Source organism: Lentzea chajnantorensis (genome assembly GCF_054300775.1).
Map to the genome: position 1 here is coordinate 7,656,931 of NZ_JBSDZT010000002.1, position 15,570 is coordinate 7,672,500.

13 protein-coding genes and 2 rRNA genes (1 of these 15 only partly in view) are annotated in these 15,570 nt (G+C 68.6%); 10 read left to right on the forward strand and 5 right to left on the reverse strand.

Annotated features, from left to right (window positions below):
• Nucleotides 1–8 precede the first annotated feature (8 nt).
• On the forward strand, nt 9–1,727 hold the full coding sequence (locus ACVDFE_RS36530) for a glycoside hydrolase family 5 protein (RefSeq protein ID WP_458433657.1): 1,719 nt from the start codon (nt 9–11) through the stop codon (nt 1,725–1,727).
• On the opposite strand, the gene ACVDFE_RS36535 is transcribed toward ACVDFE_RS36530, so the two are convergent.
• Nucleotides 1,682–2,413, reverse strand: coding sequence for an arylamine N-acetyltransferase family protein (locus ACVDFE_RS36535; RefSeq protein ID WP_458433658.1), 732 nt, complete (start codon nt 2,411–2,413; stop codon nt 1,682–1,684). The genes ACVDFE_RS36530 and ACVDFE_RS36535 overlap by 46 nt on opposite strands.
• A gap of 17 nt (nt 2,414–2,430) precedes the next feature.
• Here ACVDFE_RS36535 and ACVDFE_RS36540 point away from each other — a divergent pair, with 17 nt between their 5' ends.
• From ACVDFE_RS36540 to ACVDFE_RS36555, 4 genes are all read left to right on the forward strand, one after another.
• Nucleotides 2,431–3,240 carry a DUF72 domain-containing protein gene (locus ACVDFE_RS36540; RefSeq protein ID WP_360399204.1) on the forward strand — a complete coding sequence of 270 codons (810 nt, stop codon included), beginning with the start codon at nt 2,431–2,433 and terminating at the stop codon, nt 3,238–3,240.
• 40 nt (nt 3,241–3,280) lie between these two features.
• Complete coding sequence (locus tag ACVDFE_RS36545) at nt 3,281–3,637, forward strand: peptidase inhibitor family I36 protein (RefSeq protein ID WP_360399207.1); 357 nt, start codon at nt 3,281–3,283, stop codon at nt 3,635–3,637.
• A 249-nt stretch (nt 3,638–3,886) separates the two neighbouring features.
• Entirely contained in the window at nt 3,887–4,726 is an 840-nt protein-coding gene (locus tag ACVDFE_RS36550; protein WP_458433659.1) for a metallophosphoesterase family protein, read from the forward strand.
• Entirely contained in the window at nt 4,723–7,353 is a 2,631-nt protein-coding gene (locus tag ACVDFE_RS36555; RefSeq protein ID WP_458433660.1) for an AAA family ATPase, read from the forward strand. The genes ACVDFE_RS36550 and ACVDFE_RS36555 overlap by 4 nt, the downstream gene beginning before the upstream one ends.
• 23 nt (nt 7,354–7,376) lie before the next feature.
• On the opposite strand, the gene vsr is transcribed toward ACVDFE_RS36555, so the two are convergent.
• Nucleotides 7,377–7,823: a DNA mismatch endonuclease Vsr gene (gene vsr / locus ACVDFE_RS36560; protein WP_458433661.1), complete on the reverse strand. Its 447-nt coding sequence runs from the start codon at nt 7,821–7,823 to the stop codon at nt 7,377–7,379.
• 48 nt (nt 7,824–7,871) lie between these two features.
• Between vsr and ACVDFE_RS36565 the strand changes: the two genes are divergently transcribed.
• The 5 genes from ACVDFE_RS36565 (at nt 7,872) to ACVDFE_RS36585 (ending at nt 12,226) form a co-directional block, all read left to right on the forward strand.
• Nucleotides 7,872–8,504 (forward strand): hypothetical protein, encoded by a 633-nt coding sequence (locus tag ACVDFE_RS36565; protein ID WP_458433662.1) that lies wholly within the window; start codon nt 7,872–7,874, stop codon nt 8,502–8,504.
• A gap of 48 nt (nt 8,505–8,552) precedes the next feature.
• A complete protein-coding gene (locus ACVDFE_RS36570) occupies nt 8,553–9,458 on the forward strand; it encodes a helix-turn-helix domain-containing protein (RefSeq protein ID WP_458433663.1) in 906 nt (301 codons plus the stop codon).
• Between the two features lie 17 nt (nt 9,459–9,475).
• Nucleotides 9,476–10,594 (forward strand): hypothetical protein, encoded by a 1,119-nt coding sequence (locus ACVDFE_RS36575; RefSeq protein ID WP_458433664.1) that lies wholly within the window; start codon nt 9,476–9,478, stop codon nt 10,592–10,594.
• Between the two features lie 68 nt (nt 10,595–10,662).
• Nucleotides 10,663–11,598, forward strand: coding sequence for a hypothetical protein (locus tag ACVDFE_RS36580; RefSeq protein WP_458433665.1), 936 nt, complete (start codon nt 10,663–10,665; stop codon nt 11,596–11,598).
• A 256-nt stretch (nt 11,599–11,854) separates the two neighbouring features.
• A complete protein-coding gene (locus ACVDFE_RS36585) occupies nt 11,855–12,226 on the forward strand; it encodes a nucleotide pyrophosphohydrolase (protein ID WP_458433666.1) in 372 nt (123 codons plus the stop codon).
• A 213-nt stretch (nt 12,227–12,439) separates the two neighbouring features.
• Here the strand turns inward: ACVDFE_RS36585 and ACVDFE_RS36590 are convergent, their stop codons facing one another.
• From ACVDFE_RS36590 to ACVDFE_RS36600, 3 genes are all read right to left on the reverse strand, one after another.
• On the reverse strand, nt 12,440–12,604 hold the full coding sequence (locus tag ACVDFE_RS36590) for a hypothetical protein (protein WP_360399267.1): 165 nt from the start codon (nt 12,602–12,604) through the stop codon (nt 12,440–12,442).
• A 159-nt stretch (nt 12,605–12,763) separates the two neighbouring features.
• Nucleotides 12,764–12,880: ribosomal RNA gene (rrf, locus tag ACVDFE_RS36595) — 5S ribosomal RNA — on the reverse strand.
• A gap of 90 nt (nt 12,881–12,970) precedes the next feature.
• A 23S ribosomal RNA gene (locus ACVDFE_RS36600) occupies nt 12,971–15,570 on the reverse strand (it continues 484 nt past the right edge of the window).

Below are 15,570 nucleotides of genomic sequence, written 5' to 3' on the forward strand. Positions count from 1 at the left end.
GTTCAGACATGAAACCAATTCGCGTCTTGGCTCCCCTGCTCCTGGCCGCGAGTCTCGTGGCGCCCGTTCAGGCACGAGCGGACGAGGCGACCTGGACCGGTCCCCTCAGCACCAGGGGCCGGTGGATCGTCGACGCCCACGGTGACCGCTTCAAGCTCAGGTCCGGCAACTGGCACGGGGCCAGCGGCACCTGGAACGGCTCCGGTGACATCAACGACCCCACCACCCACCACGCGGGCGAGAAGGCCGACCAGGTCCCGCTCGGCCTCGACCGCGCGACGATGGCCACGATCGTCAGCGGTTTCAAGGAGATCGGCGTCAACAGCGTCCGGTTGCCGTTCTCCAACCAGATGATCAAGGACACCCGTCCCGTCAACGGTCTGAAGGACGCGCAGCTCAACGGCAAGACGCCGCTGCAGGTCTACGACGCCGTGGTCGCCGAGCTGACGCGCAACGACCTCGCCGTCATCCTCAACAACCACACCACCACGTCGCGGTGGTGCTGCGGGGTCGACGGCAACGAGCGGTGGAACACCAGCCAGAGCACGGACCAGTGGATCACCGACTGGGCGTTCATGGCCAACCGCTACAAGGACGACAAACGGGTCGTGGGCGCCGATCTGTACAACGAGGTGCGCCGCAACGTCTGGGACGACCCGAACTGGGGCTGGGGCAACGACCACGACTGGCACAAGGCCGCGCAGCAGGCCGCGGACCGCATCCAGCAGACCGCCCCGGACCTGCTGGTGATCGTCGAGGGCATCAACTGGACCGGCATCCCGGTCGACGGCTTCGCGCACGGACGGCCGACGCTGGAGCCCGCCCGGTTCCTCAGCCACACGCTCGCGAACCCCGAGAAGCTCGTGTACTCCGCCCACTTCTACGGCTACACCGGACCGAACCACAGCGGTGCCACCGGGATCGGCGAGACGACCGACCCGCGGTACCAGGACCTCTCACCGCAGGAGCACGTCAACGTCCTGCAACGGCAGGCCTTCTTCATCACCGAGGCGCAGAAGCACTTCACCGCGCCGTTGTGGGTCAGCGAGTTCGGCGTCGGTGGCCGGGAGGAGTCCAACCCCAGGGCACGCGACTGGTTCGAGCGGTTCGTGGACCACCTCGTGGCCACCGACACGGACTTCGCCTACTGGCCGCTGGTCGGGTTCCACGACAACCGGCGCGGCAACGGATGGGCGTTGCTGCACTGGGACGCCAACGGCAACCGCATGGGCGTCAACGACGGTGACGACTGGCGCGCGTCCGCGTGGAACCGGCTCGTCACCGCGCCGAGCCGCAGCGGGCAGGTCCCGCGCGAGACCCGCTGGAACCAGCTCGTCAAGGAGTCCTGCCCGCAGAGCCAGAAGCTCGTCGGCATCAGCCACACCGGCAACCGCGGCCTGTGCGTGAGCGGTCCACAGTGGAGCACGACCACGCGCGTCACCGACGAGCGGCACGTCACGAACGACTGGGCCGCCGGCTACACGAAGCTCCAGTGCCCGCAGGGCGGCGCCGCCGTCGGGTACGCGAACTTCACGCTGGTCTGCGCGCCCGTGGCGCAGGGCACGAGCACGCGCGTGCTGTGGTTCGACCGCGGTGACAACCGGCCGGACCAGGGCGGTGACTGGGCGAACGGGCACTACAAGGGGCAGTGCGCCCAGGACGAGCACATCGCCGGTGTCGCCTACGACTGGCGCAGGACGCCGGACGCGCTGCTCTGCCGGAAGTGAAGCCCGAAGTTCTCCAGGAACGCGGCTGCGGGGTCGTCCACCGGCGAGTCGACCCGGCAGCCGCGGGTGGTCACCACGAGCTTCTGGTCCGTCTGCGTCTTGCGCCCGTGCGGTGTCAGGACCGTCGCCCGCGGCGCGACCCGGAAGTGCGACTCCGGCGCGGTCTGCTGCCACCAGCAGGCCGGCACGAACTCGGCCAGCTCGCGCGGCCGGCGTTCGACCCGGTAGCGCAGCCGGTCCTCCTCGTACACGTCCACGTCGTCACCGTGGTCGACCAGGCGGTAGAGCCCGTGCGGGTCCTGCTGCTCCTCGCGCGAGTCCCACCGCAACGGGTGCAGCGTGAACGCGCCGAAGCCGACGTCGCACAGCCACTCGTGGTCCACCAGCAGCGTCAGGTGGCCGAACGGCGGCCCGAGCTCCTCACCGCCGAAGACCCGCACGGCCAGCAGGTCGACGTGATGTCCCAGGTGCCGCAACAGCTCCGCGAACAACCCGTTGAGCTCGTAGCAGAACCCGCCCCGCCGCTGCACCACGACCTTGTCGTACAGCCACGGGATCTCCAGCACGATCCGGATGTCCATGTGCGTGTAGAGGTTCTCGAACGGAACGCTGCGCAGGTGCGACTCCTGCAGCTGCGCCAGCGACGAGTCCCGCGAGGCACCGATGCGCTGTAGGTAGGCGTCCACCGTGTCACGATAGCCGCATGGGTGAGGTGAGGATCGGTACTTCGGGATGGGTCTACCCGCCCTGGCGCGGCAAGTTCTACCCCAAGGGCGTCACGCAGAAGCGCGAGCTGGCCTACCTGAGCGAGAGGCTCGGCTCGGTGGAGGTCAACGGCTCCTTCTACTCGCTGCAACGCCCGTCCAGCTACCAGCGGTGGGCCGCGGAGACGCCGGACGACTTCGTGTTCGCCGTCAAGGGCAGCCGGTTCATCACGCACATGAAGCGGCTCAAGGACGGCAACGACCTGCTCGCCAACTACCTGGCGTCCGGAGTCCTCGCGCTCGGGCCCAAGCTCGGCCCGGTCCTCTGGCAGCTGCCGCCCACGCTGCGCTACGACGCCGAGCTGCTGACGCACTTCTTCGCGGCCCTGCCCCGCACCACCGCCGAGGCAGCGGAGGTCGCGCAGCGGCACGACCACCGCGTCGACCCGGCGCACACCACCACCGACGCCGACCGGCCGATGCGGTACGCGCTGGAGATCCGCCACGACAGCTACGCCACGCCGGAGTTCCTCGACCTGCTGCGCCGCCACGACATCGCGCTCGTGATCGCCGACGCGGCCGGCAGGTACCCGTTGATCGAGGAGGTCACCGCCGGCTTCACCTACGTCCGGCTGCACGGCCACGACGAGCTCTACGTCAGCGGCTACACCGACGAGGGCCTCGACGAGTGGGCGGAGAAGATCAGGAAGTGGCGGGAGCACGGCGACGTGTTCGTCTACTTCGACAACGACGCGAAGGCGTACGCGCCGCGGGACGCGATGGCGCTTCAAGATCGGCTGGCCGACTGAGCCGAATGGCCGCACACTCTTTCCCGACGGAGGTGCGCCCATGTCGACGAAGAGCCTCATCGCCGCCCTGGCGGTCACTGCGGGCGCGGTTGCCTCCAGTGGGATCGCTGTAGCGCAGAGTGACAAGTCCTGTGACAAGGGCGAGTTCTGCGTGTGGGCGGGGCCGGACTACACGGGGACGGTCCAGCGCCTCGACCTGGAGACCGCGAACCCCGGCGAGTGCATCACGCTGAACGTGGTCGGCCGGTCCTTCGCCAACCGCCTGAGCAGGGACGCGAGCGTCTACCAGCGGGAGAACTGCTCGACCGAGGCCGAGTTCACCACGTACCCGAAGCACGGCACCTACGTGCCGGACGCGTACTTCGTCATCCGGGCGGTCGAGGTGTGGGGGCCTTGATCAGCCCGAGGTACTTTAGTCACCCTGGGTAACACCACTCGATCGTGTGAGTACCCGCCAGTAGGCCTTATTTGGTGCCTAAGTTGCCGCCCTATCGAGTGGTGGCAGCTGGAGGAAACGTGACCGTGGCGGGTGAAGCCGGGTTGCTCGAACCGATGGCCGGCCGACTGGCCCGAGACGACCTCACCTCACGTGCTGGAGCCCACCCCGACCCCGTCCGGCATGATCGACCTCCCCTGAAGGCATCCGGTGAAACTGCTGCTGTTCGCGGACCTGCACCTGGACACGCGCTTCGCGAGCGCCGGTCCGGCGCGGCGCCAGGCGTTGCGCGACACGTTGGGCCACATCGTCGAGCTCGCGGAAACCGAGTCGGTCGACGCGGTGCTGTGCGCGGGCGACCTGTACGAGCACGACCGCTGCTCCCCCGGCACCGCGGCGTTCCTGCGCGGTGCGTTCGACTGCTCGGTGCCGGTCTACCTGGCACCGGGCAACGACGACTGGTACGGCGCGGAGTCGGTCTACCAGCAGGTGGACTGGACGCCCAACGTGCACGTGTTCACCTCTGGCTGCTTCACCCCGGTGGCGCTGGCCGACGGCGTGACGCTGTGGGGCGCCGCGCACGTCGGTCCCGGTCCGACGCGCGACCTCCTGGAGGGCTTCACGGTCAACCGGTCCGGCGTGAACCTGGCGCTGTGCCACGGTTCCACGCCCGGTGACGTCGCGATCACCGGGCTGGACCACGCGTTCCTCGGGCACGTGCACACACCCGAGCACGCCACCCGCCACACCTTCCCTGGCAACCCGGACCCGCTGACGCCGGGCGAGACCGGTGAACGCGGCGCGGTGATGTGCACCGTGCACGACGACGGCACGGTGTCGCGCGAGGTGTTCGACGTGTCGGCGTCGCGGTCGCTCGGGCTGCCGGCGGAGGCGTCCGAGGCGTTCCCGTCGCTGGACTTCGACTCCGTTGCCGCCGAACGGACCGTGCGCGGCCAGTTCGTGCGCGACGTGCTGGCGGACCCCGCTCTGGACGTGGCGTTGCGCAGCCGTGTGCTGATGACCGGCTTGCGCGCCCTGGAGGAACGATGAGGATCGAGTCGGTCACCGCGCACGCCTTCGGGCCGCTGCACGACCGCACGTTGCCGCTCGCACCGGGCATGACCGTGGTGTCGGGCGTGAACGAGTCGGCGAAGTCGTCGTGGCACGCGGCGATCCGCGCGGCCCTGTGCGGGTCGCCGGCCGCACGCCACCGCCCCTGGGAGGGCGAGTCGTGGCGGGTCGCGGCGACCGTGGCGCTGGAGTCCGGTGAGACGCTGACCGTGGACCGCGACCTGAACGACGACAGCGCGCTCGACGTCGCACGCCGGGTGGGCATGGACCGCAGCTCGTTCGCCGCGACCGCGTGCGTCGACCAGGCGCAGCTGCTGTCCGTGCTGGACTCGGCCGACGGCCTGCAGGAGCACCTGCGCCGGGCCGCCGCCACCGCGGGCACGGACGGGACCGTCGAGCAGGCGCTGGAACGGCTCGTCGTGCCCGCCGAGGCCTTGCAGAAGGCCCGCAACCGCTTGCGGGAGGCCCAGACCGACCTCGCCGTGGCCCGCCGCGAGCACACCCGGTACGTGGAGCTGAGCGCTCGGGCCCGGCAGGCTTGCGCGGCGCGCGCCCGCGTGACCGTGCAGGAGCACGCCGCCGAGCTGGAGGCGCTGGCCGCGCGGATCGCCCGTGTCCGCGAGCTGCAGGACCGCTTCGGCGACTCGCCGCCGTCCGGTCTGGCCGCCCAGGAGGAGCTCGCCGCCGCGGTGAACCGGGCGATGGCCGCGTGGCGCGCCGCACCGGCACCGCGGACGCTGACCGGTCCGTCCGCCGCCACGCTGGAGGACGAGCTGGAGGCGTTGCCGGCGCGCCCGGACGGCGAGACGGCCGTCGACGACGAGCTGCGCGTGGTCGCCGGTGCGTACGAGGTGGCCGCCGCGGTCGCCGCCGCGCACCAGGAACGCCACCCGGCCGTCACCACCACCGCCACCCCCGATCAGCTGCGCGGGCTGGCCACGCGCATCGACCCCGCGAGCGGCGCCCGGCTCACGACGGCATCACTCGCGGTGGACACGGCCCGGCAGGTGCAGGAGGGGGCGTCGGCCGGCGCGGCGCGTGCCCAGGTCGAGGCGGATGTGGCGGCCGCGCACGTGCAGGAGATCGCGATGCCGAACCCGTTCCTGCGCAACGCTCTTGTCGCGTTGAGCTGCCTGACGCTGCTGGTCGCCCTGCTGCTCGTCGTCATCGGTCAGCCCCTGGCGGCGGCGGGCGTCCTGGTGGCGGCCGTCGTGGCCGGTGTCGGCGGTTTCCTGTCCCGTGGCGACGCACCGGCCCGTGAGGCGGCGATCGCCTTCGCCGCCGAGCGCGCGTCCGCGGTTTCCGAGGCCCGCGCCGCGTTGTTCACCGCCGACCGCGCCCTCGCCGAGGCCGAGGGTCAGCGCGCCGTCGCGCTGGAGGCCGTGCGCCTGCACGACGACGCCGCGGCCGAGTGCGCCGCACTGGGTGTCCCCGCGGACCGCGAGACGTTGTGGCGCTTGGCGAACCGCGCCGTGTGGGAGGCCGAGCACGCCGACCTGCTCACCGAGGTGGCCCGCACCGAGGAGGCCGTCCGCGCGGAGCTGGGCGCCCGCGGCAAGGTCGAGCCGGCGATGTCCGTGCCCGACCTGCTGGTGGACTACGAGACCGACTGCAAGGTCCGCTCCCGCCAGGCGCTGCTGGCAGCCCAACGCCCCCTGCTGGCCGCGGCGCTGGAGGACCGCCGCGTCGCGGAGGCCACCGTCGCCGAGGCCGTGGCGGCCCGCGCGAAAGCCCTGGACCTGCTCCGCGCCGCCGTGCAGGCGATCGGCGGCTCCGGCGAGCGCCCGGAGGACCTGCTGCGCGCCATCGCCGACTGGCAACGCGGCTGGGACCGCCTGCTGCGCGAGGCCGAGGACGAGCGCAACGCCTGGGCCGAGCTCACCACCCTGCTCGCCGCCGAGAGCCTGGACGACATGGAGACCTCCCTGTCGGCGGCCCAGTCCCTGCACGCGACTCTGCTCGAAGCCGCCCGCCGCTACGCCGCCTGCGGCCCGATCGACCCGGCACTGGCCGCCTCGGCGGACTCCCTCGCCGCCACTGTGACCGAGCTGGCGCGCACCCTGCCCAGCGTCCCGGAAGCCGAGGAGGCCGTGCAGGCGGCGAGCTCCACCGTCGCCGAGATCACCGCCGAGGTCGAGGCCGTCACCCTCGCGTTGCAGTACCTGACCGCGGCCCGCGACAAGGTCCACAGCACCATCGCACCGGCCCTGGAGGACACGCTCCGCACCTGGCTGCCGACCGTGACCGGAGGCCGCTACGTCGACGCCGCCGTGGACTCCGCCTCGCTGACCGTGCGGGTGCGCGCGGCCTCGGAGTCGTGGCACCAGGCCTCCCGCCTGTCCCTGGGCACGGCGGAGCAGGTCTACCTGCTGCTGCGGGTCGCACTGGCCCAGCACCTGGCCACCGAACCGTGCCCGCTGCTGCTCGACGACGTGACCGTGCAGGCTGACGACACCCGCACGCGTGCGGTGCTGGACCTGCTGCTGCGGTTGTCGGCGGACCGGCAGATCGTGGTGTTCGCGCAGGAGACGGTGGTGGTGGAGTGGGCCCGGGAACAGCTGGGTGACCGCGACGTGCTGCACCAGCTGACGCCGGTGGCCGCCTGACCCGCCCGGTGCGCCCTGGGCGGTCATGCGTTCCATCGTGCGGCGACAAGAGCGGCGACGCGGTCCGCCGCCTCTTCCGGGTCCTCGTGCTCCCACACGCGGACGACGAGCCAGCCGGCGGAGGCGAGCTGCGCGTCGGTGTCGCGGTCCCGCACGACCACGCCGTGCAGCTTGACCTGCCACCACTCGCGGTTGGCCTTGGGCACCTGACCGTGTTCCGGGCACGAGTGCCAGAAGCACCCGTCGACGAGCAACGCGATCCTGGCGCCCCGCAGCAGCACGTCGACGCGTCGGCGCCGACTGGTGCCCGGTGCGGCGACGTCGACGAGGTACCTCAGCCCGCGCCGGTGCAGCGCCCGCCGGACGGCGAGCTCCGGAGCGGTGCCCGTCCGGCGGGTCCGGCGCATGGTGCGCGACGTCGCCTCCGAGGTGGCGGACGGGGCCGGACCAGCGTCGACGTAGCGGTACACGACGTGCGGTGTCCCGAAATTGTCAGACCCCGGCGCTACCGTCGTCCCATGACCAACGCCGCCTTCCGCAAGCTCACCCCCACCGCCGACGAGCGGCTGGCCGAGCTGGGCCTGCGCCTCGCGGTCCTGGACCGCGCCATCACCGCCGGCATCGACGCGCGCGCCGCGTCGCCCCCGTTCGGGCCGACGAACGCGCCGGGGCTGCTCGACTGGATCCACCGGGTCGGCACGCTGCGGCAGCTGCTGGCGGCGGAGGGCTGGGAGCGGCTCGACCAGTGGAACGCGGGCCTGGTCAGGCACCCGTCGCGGCCGATCCTGCTCGGCGCGATGCAGGGCAACCGCGGCACGGGGTCGCCGGACGCGCCGTTGCGCAGCGACTACGCGAAGGGGCCCGCGATCGCGGCGATGATGCGCGACAACGACCACGACCAGTTCGCGTTGTTCGAGAGCGCGCGCAACGAGGGCCTGAAGCTGTGGTTCCTGGTCACCTACCCGCTGCAGCTGGAGGACCGGCTCGTGGTGCTGCGCGAGGTGTCGCAGCCCGAGCCGACGCCGCAGAACCAGGTGATCGACCGGTGGGCGCACCGCATCCCGCTGCCGCCGATGGAGTTCCCACAGCTCAAGGCTCCCAACGTCGACGGACCCGAGGAGGTGGACTTCTCCGTCGCGTTCCGCCGATAGCCGCCCCGCGTGGCACCACGCTGAGCGAGCGGTGAGAATGACCGGATCATGTTCACGCCGTCGCGACTCACGCTCGCCCGCACCCGGCGCGGTCTCACCGCGGCCGAGCTGGCGCGCAAGGCAGGGCTGACGACGAGCGCGGTCATCGAGTACGAGCGCGGGCAGCGCAGGCCGGCGCCGGCCACGCGGGAGGTGCTCGCGACGGCGCTCGGGTTCCCGGCGACGTTCCTGAGCGCGCCCGAGCCGGCGTTGCCGCAGTCGATCAGCACGACGCGGCCGGAAGCGGTGTGCGTGGCGCAGCTGGCGATCGAGTTCAGCGGGTGGCTGGAGCGCATGTTCGTGCTGCCGCAGCCGAACCTGCCGCGGCCGCGGACCGGTCCGGGTGAGGTGCGCCGGCAGTGGCGGATGAGCACCGGGCCTGCGCCGAACATGGTGCAGCTGCTGGAGTTCCACGGTGTGCGGGTGTTCTCGGTGGACTGCCCGGACGTCGGCGCGTTCTCGTGCTGGCACAACGGGACGCCGTACGTGTTCCTCAGCCCGGCGACGACGGCGGAGCGGGCGCGGTTCGACGCGGCGGCGGAGCTGGGGACGTTGCTCGGGCACGAGGACGCGCGGGAGTTCGCCGCGGAGTTCCTGCTGCCCGCCGGTCAGCTGCAGGGAACGCACCACCGGCACTGGCACGTGGACAAGAAGACGTTCGACGAGCGTGCGCGTGGCGTCGCCACCGTGCCGGCCGAGACGGAGGGCATGCCGCGGCGGGAGACGTCGAAGCTGCTCACCAAGGTGTTCCGGGCGTTGCGGGAGAACGGCACGACGCCGCACCAGGTGGCACACGAGCTGACGCTGGGGTTGGAGGACCTCAACGGGCTCGTGGTCGGGTTGGTGCTGACCGCGTTGCCGGGTGGCGGAGAACCGGGACCGGTGCGCCGGGCACGCCTTACCCTGGTGCACTGACACGCCTGGGGGAAGCAATGCTGACGTTCCTGCGGTACCTGGTGGCCGCACCGCTGCTCGTCGCCAGTGCCGCGGGGGTGCCGATCGCCTGTCAGCTGCTGTCCGCGTACACGTTGCGGCGGTGGCGGGACACCCCGTTCGACGTCGGCGCGGAGCTGACCGAGCGGCTCACCGAGTACGACGGGTTCTGGCCGATCCCGCTGGCGCTGGTGCTGTTCGTGGTGTTGTGGCGGACGACGACGGTGTGGCCGCGGATCGCGTTGCTGCCGTCGGGGTGCATCGCGGTCGGCGGGCTGATCACCGCGGGGTTCACCGAGCTGCTGAGCACGGTCGCGGCGCTGGCGGCACCGTTGGTGGCATGGACGCTGGCGTGGCTGGCGGCGCGGGTCGTGTCGCGGCCGGTCACCGGTGACGTGCGGCGGTCACCGGCCGAGGTCGGCGTGCGGCTGCGCGGCGGTGGGCGGCTGCGGGTGCAGTCGCGGCGGCTGCTGCTCGACAAGCTGCCGGCGCCGGTGCACGCGGCGGCCACGGTCAACCGGGTCGCGCTGCGGTTCGACCGGATCACCCACGTCGAGGTGGGGGACGTGCTGACGCCTGCGGTGTGGCGGTTCGCCAACTCCAGCGAGCTCACGGTCACGCCCGGCCCGGTGCTGCGGATCATCGGGGGCGGCCAGGAGTGGTTGCTGCCGTGTGACAACGCGGAGGAGCTGCATCGCCTGGTCACCGAGCGCGCGGCGGTGCGCGCGCAGGCCGACCCGCGGCCGCCGCTGGAGAGCAGCCGGTGGGACCTGGCGAAACCGCTGTGGAGCTTGAATGGCGACCCGGCCCAGCGCAACACGCAGAAGGTGCAGAACGGCCAGCACTGGTTGCTGGTGATGAGTGCCCTCACGACGGCGATGGCGTTGTTCGCGGTGTACCGCGTCTTCACCACGAGCTGGGGTTATCTGATCGGCGTGGCCTTGTTCGGCGGCATCGGTTACGGGACTGCCCGCGCCTGGTGGAGCTTCGTCACGAGCCAGCGGCTCGCCGAGGAGAACCCGCGCTCGCCCCTCGCCGACGACCCCGATCCCCGTCACCTTCCGGTCACCGGCTGGAGTTCTTCGCCGGTTGCGTTAGGCCATATGAGCGATCTGTGAAACGCATCTCCCGGCTTTTCCGACACTCAGAGTGACGAGCGCACTGAGTCGGGAGGATGCCCGTGACGATGCAGCAACGCACAGAACCGTCGCCCGCCGCAGTCTTGATCGCCGTCGCCGTGCTCGCGCTGGTTCTGACCGTTGCCTTCGGCCCGCTGGGCTTCGTCATCGGTCTCGCACTGTTCGCGCTGATGTTCGTCGGCACGAAGAAGGGCTCGGTCGAGCCGATCGTGCCGACGCGCACCCGTTCCCGCATCCGCCGCCTGTCCACGGCGGGCCGGGTCGCGATCGTCGGGGAGGCGCACCACCAGGACGCCATCACCGAGGTGGCGCGGAACAACTCCGCGTTCGCCCCTGATCCGGCCGTGCCCGGCCCGGGCAGCCTCGACGTCGGCATCCCCGCGACCGCGGTGCTCGTGCCGGAGTCGGCCGGCCGCCACGACGAGCACGCCGTGCGGGTCGACCTGCTGCGCGGTGACGGTTCGGCGGTGACCGCCGGCTACCTGCGCACCGACCACGCGTACACCTACTACCCGCTGCTGCTCCAGCTCGCCGAACGCGGCGAGGTCGGCTCCTGCCCGGCCCGGATCATGGGCCAGCGGTACCTCGGCGTGCACCTGCACCTGGGCGACGCACGGCTGTTGCTGCTCGACCACGAGGCGCTCGGCACCGCGCCGACGTTGCCGGCCGAGAAGCAGATAGGCATCACGGACGAAGAAGCCCACCAGCACGTGCTGCACCGGGTGGTCAACGGCCGCACGCCCGTCCACGTCATCGCCGAGCTCCGCGACTGCCGCATCGCCAAGGGAACGCACACGGGCGAGCACACGCTCGAAGTGCTCCTCGAAGGTGAACGCATCGGCCAGCTCTCCCACACCACCGGTCTGCGCTACTACGAGATGGTGCAGAGGTGGCGAGCCCGGACCGGGCGCGCGCTCTGCGAAGCGATCATCGTCAACGAGGGCACGCGCGGCCTTCACGCGAAGCTGCTGCTGCCCAGGTAGTCCGCAAACGTTCGCGGTTCCCGGCCGAGCACCCTCCGCACACCATCGGACAGATGCGCTGCTGAACGGGTGCGGCGAACAGGTCCTCGTCGAAGTTCTGCATGAACCACGTGGGCCGCAGGACCGTCCACTCCACACCGGAGTCCTGCACGGCAGCTTCGAACGGATCTCCGCCAGCTGATCAACGTTGATCTGGACACTCCATGCTCCGTCAACCTGTGTACTTGCTCGCTAGTCCACGTGGTAGTCAATGTTCATGAGTCAGCGTGATCTCGTGGACCTGAGGGACGCCTTGCGCGCGTTCGCCGCTGCCCGTGACTGGGACAGCTACCACACGCCGAAGAACTTGGTGATGGCGTTGTCCGCGGAGGTCGGCGAGCTGACCGACCTCTTCCAGTGGCTGACGCCGGAGGAGGCGAAGGACGCGATGAGCGATCCGCAGCTCGCCTGGAACGTGCGCGACGAGCTCGCGGACGTCATGCACTACTTGACGCGGCTGGCGGACAAGCTCGGCGTCGACCTCGTCGAGGCCGCGTTCGCGAAGATCGAGCGCAACGAGCGGCGGTTCCCCACCGGCAGCCTGGTTCCTGTTCCCGTGGACGACAACGTCGAGCAGCGTGAGCGTTGAGCCGATAGATCGTGCGGTTGGTCTGTTGATGGGCGAAGCGCCGTTCTCCGTGCGGTACCTCTGCGGCGTCGCACGGAAGAACGGCGCCCCCGTGTTCAGCGCCGACAGGAGGACCTGGGCTCCGCGGCCACCACGTGGCGCGGTTCCCAGGGTTCTGACGCCGACCGCCGGCCCGCGTGGTGAGGCCGATGCGCTCGACGCGCTGCAGTCCCGCTAGAGGTACGTCAGCAGGAGGAGGATCAGGCACACCAGCAGCACGACGCCGAGCACTGCGGGCAGGAGTGACTGCGAGGACGGCGCGGGTTCGCGGGCGTGCCTGCCCCGCCTCCTGCGCGCTCGCCACCGCAAAGGTGCCTCCCCTGCCCACTGACCGTTCATGGCGATCACGGTAGGGACGGACGGCCTGGGCCTGACGGCCGTCACCCGCTCGCCTGGAGCACATCACCCGGTCGGCCGCGCACTGCGCCGGCATTCCGCGGGGACACGAAAAAGCCCTGCGGGGAGCGCTTGTGGCGCTCAACCCGCAGGGCAAATTAAGTTCGGCGGCGACCTACTCTCCCACACCGTAACCAGTGCAGTACCATCGGCGCAGAAGGGCTTAACTACCGGGTTCGGAATGGGACCGGGTGTTTCCCCAACGCTATAACCACCGAAACACTATGAAATTACAACCAGCAACCCCGCAAGGGTCGCGATCGGTTCTGGTTGTTCTTCCAGAACCGCACAGTGGATGCGTAGCGTCTTCGTAACAAGTCCTCGGCCTATTAGTACCAGTCAGCTCCAACCGTTACCGGTCTTCCACCTCTGGCCTATCAACCCAGTGGTCTAGCTGGGGGCCTTAACCCACAAAGGGTGGGATACCTCATCTTGGAACGAGCTTCCCGCTTAGATGCCTTCAGCGGTTATCCCTTCCGAACGTAGCCAACCAGCAATGCTCTTGGCAGAACAACTGGCACACCAGCGGTCCGTCCGTCCCGGTCCTCTCGTACTAGGGACAGCCTTCCTCAAGTATCCTACGCGCGCGGCGGATAGGGACCGAACTGTCTCACGACGTTCTAAACCCAGCTCGCGTACCGCTTTAATGGGCGAACAGCCCAACCCTTGGGACCTACTCCAGCCCCAGGATGCGACGAGCCGACATCGAGGTGCCAAACCATGCCGTCGATATGGACTCTTGGGCAAGATCAGCCTGTTATCCCCGGGGTACCTTTTATCCGTTGAGCGACCACGCTTCCACAAGCCATGGCCGGATCACTAGTTCCGACTTTCGTCCCTGCTCGACCCGTCAGTCTCACAGTCAAGCTCCCTTGTGCACTTGCACTCGACACCTGATTGCCAACCAGGCTGAGGGAACCTTTGAGCGCCTCCGTTACTCTTTGGGAGGCAACCGCCCCAGTTAAACTACCCACCAGGCACTGTCCCTGATCCGGATCACGGACCGAGGTTAGACATCCAATACGACCAGAGTGGTATTTCAACGATGACTCCACAACCACTGGCGTGGCCGCTTCACAGTCTCCCACCTATCCTACACAAGCCGAATCGAACACCAATACCAAGCTATAGTAAAGGTCCCGGGGTCTTTCCGTCCTGCCGCGCGTAACGAGCATCTTTACTCGTAATGCAATTTCGCCGGGCCTGCGGTTGAGACAGTCGAGAAGTCGTTACGCCATTCGTGCAGGTCGGAACTTACCCGACAAGGAATTTCGCTACCTTAGGATGGTTATAGTTACCACCGCCGTTTACTGGCGCTTAAGTTCTCAGCTTCGCCCCGAAGGACTAACCGGTCCCCTTAACGTTCCAGCACCGGGCAGGCGTCAGTCCATATACATCGTCTTGCGACTTCGCATGGACCTGTGTTTTTAGTAAACAGTCGCTTCTCGCTGGTCTCTGCGGCCGTCTCGCCCTAGCCTGCAAAAGGCTTCAAGCGCTACGGCCCCCCTTCTCCCGAAGTTACGGGGGCATTTTGCCGAGTTCCTTAACCACAGTTCGCCCGATCGCCTCGGTATTCTCTACCTGACCACCTGTGTCGGTTTGGGGTACGGGCCGCGTGAAAGCTCGCTAGAGGCTTTTCTCGGCAGCATGGGATCACTCTACTTCGCCTCAATCGGCTACGCATCACGTCTCAGGATACATGCCCGGCGGATTTGCCTACCGGACTCCCTACACGCTTGCACCAGTACTACCACTCACTGGCGGAGCTACCCTCCTGCGTCACCCCATCGCTTGACTACTACAAGTTCAGGTCCCGCGCTCCACTTACCCCTCGATCCCGAAGGATCTTCGGAGGGCTTCGGGCGGTTAGTATCACAAGGTTCATCATGGGCGCGTTCACACGGGTACGGGAATATCAACCCGTTGTCCATCGACTACGCCTGTCGGCCTCGCCTTAGGTCCCGACTTACCCTGGGCGGATTAGCCTGGCCCAGGAACCCTTGGTCATCCGGCGGACGAGTTTCTCACTCGTCTTTCGCTACTCATGCCTGCATTCTCACTCGCGTAGCGTCCACGGCTGGATTCCTCCGCCGCTTCAACCGCTACACGACGCTCCCCTACCCATCCCGAGTCAAGCTCGAAATGACACAGCTTCGGCGGTGTGCTTAAGCCCCGCTACATTGTCGGCGCAGGACCACTTGACCAGTGAGCTATTACGCACTCTTTAAAGGGTGGCTGCTTCTAAGCCAACCTCCTGGCTGTCTGTGCGACCCCACATCCTTTCCCACTTAGCACACACTTAGGGGCCTTAGCTGGCGTTCTGGGCTGTTTCCCTCTCGACTACGAAGCTTATCCCCCGCAGTCTCACTGCCGCACTCTCACACCACGGTATTCGGAGTTTGGTTGATTTCGGTAAGCTTGTGGGCCCCCTAGACCATCCAGTGCTCTACCCCCGCGGTGAAACATACGACGCTGCACCTAAATGCATTTCGGGGAGAACCAGCTATCACGGTGTTTGATTGGCCTTTCACCCCTAACCACAGCTCATCCCCCAGGTTTTCAACCCTGGTGGGTTCGGGCCTCCACGCGGTCTTACCCGCGCTTCACCCTGGCCATGGCTAGATCACACCGCTTCGGGTCTAGACCACGCGACTATGACGCCCTGTTCAGACTCGCTTTCGCTACGGCTACCCCACACGGGTTAACCTCGCCACGTAGCACTAACTCGCAGGCTCATTCTTCAAAAGGCACGCCGTCACCCCTAAAGGCTCCGACGGATTGTAGGCACACGGTTTCAGGTACTATTTCACTCCCCTCCCGGGGTACTTTTCATCTTTCCCTCACGGTACTAGTCCGCTATCGGTCACCAGGGAGTATTTAGGCTTAGCGGGTGGTCCCGCCAGATTCAC

Coding starts and splice junctions, on each gene's coding strand:
- ACVDFE_RS36575 (WP_458433664.1), top strand. CDS start 9,476: ATGCTGACGTTCCTGCGGTACCTGGTGGCCGCACCGCTGCTCGTCGCC.
- ACVDFE_RS36585 (WP_458433666.1), top strand. CDS start 11,855: ATGAGTCAGCGTGATCTCGTGGACCTGAGGGACGCCTTGCGCGCGTTC.
- ACVDFE_RS36530 (WP_458433657.1), top strand. CDS start 9: ATGAAACCAATTCGCGTCTTGGCTCCCCTGCTCCTGGCCGCGAGTCTC.
- ACVDFE_RS36540 (WP_360399204.1), top strand. CDS start 2,431: ATGGGTGAGGTGAGGATCGGTACTTCGGGATGGGTCTACCCGCCCTGG.
- ACVDFE_RS36545 (WP_360399207.1), top strand. CDS start 3,281: ATGTCGACGAAGAGCCTCATCGCCGCCCTGGCGGTCACTGCGGGCGCG.
- ACVDFE_RS36555 (WP_458433660.1), top strand. CDS start 4,723: ATGAGGATCGAGTCGGTCACCGCGCACGCCTTCGGGCCGCTGCACGAC.
- ACVDFE_RS36580 (WP_458433665.1), top strand. CDS start 10,663: ATGCAGCAACGCACAGAACCGTCGCCCGCCGCAGTCTTGATCGCCGTC.
- ACVDFE_RS36590 (WP_360399267.1), bottom strand. CDS start 12,604: ATGAACGGTCAGTGGGCAGGGGAGGCACCTTTGCGGTGGCGAGCGCGC.
- ACVDFE_RS36565 (WP_458433662.1), top strand. CDS start 7,872: ATGACCAACGCCGCCTTCCGCAAGCTCACCCCCACCGCCGACGAGCGG.
- ACVDFE_RS36570 (WP_458433663.1), top strand. CDS start 8,553: ATGTTCACGCCGTCGCGACTCACGCTCGCCCGCACCCGGCGCGGTCTC.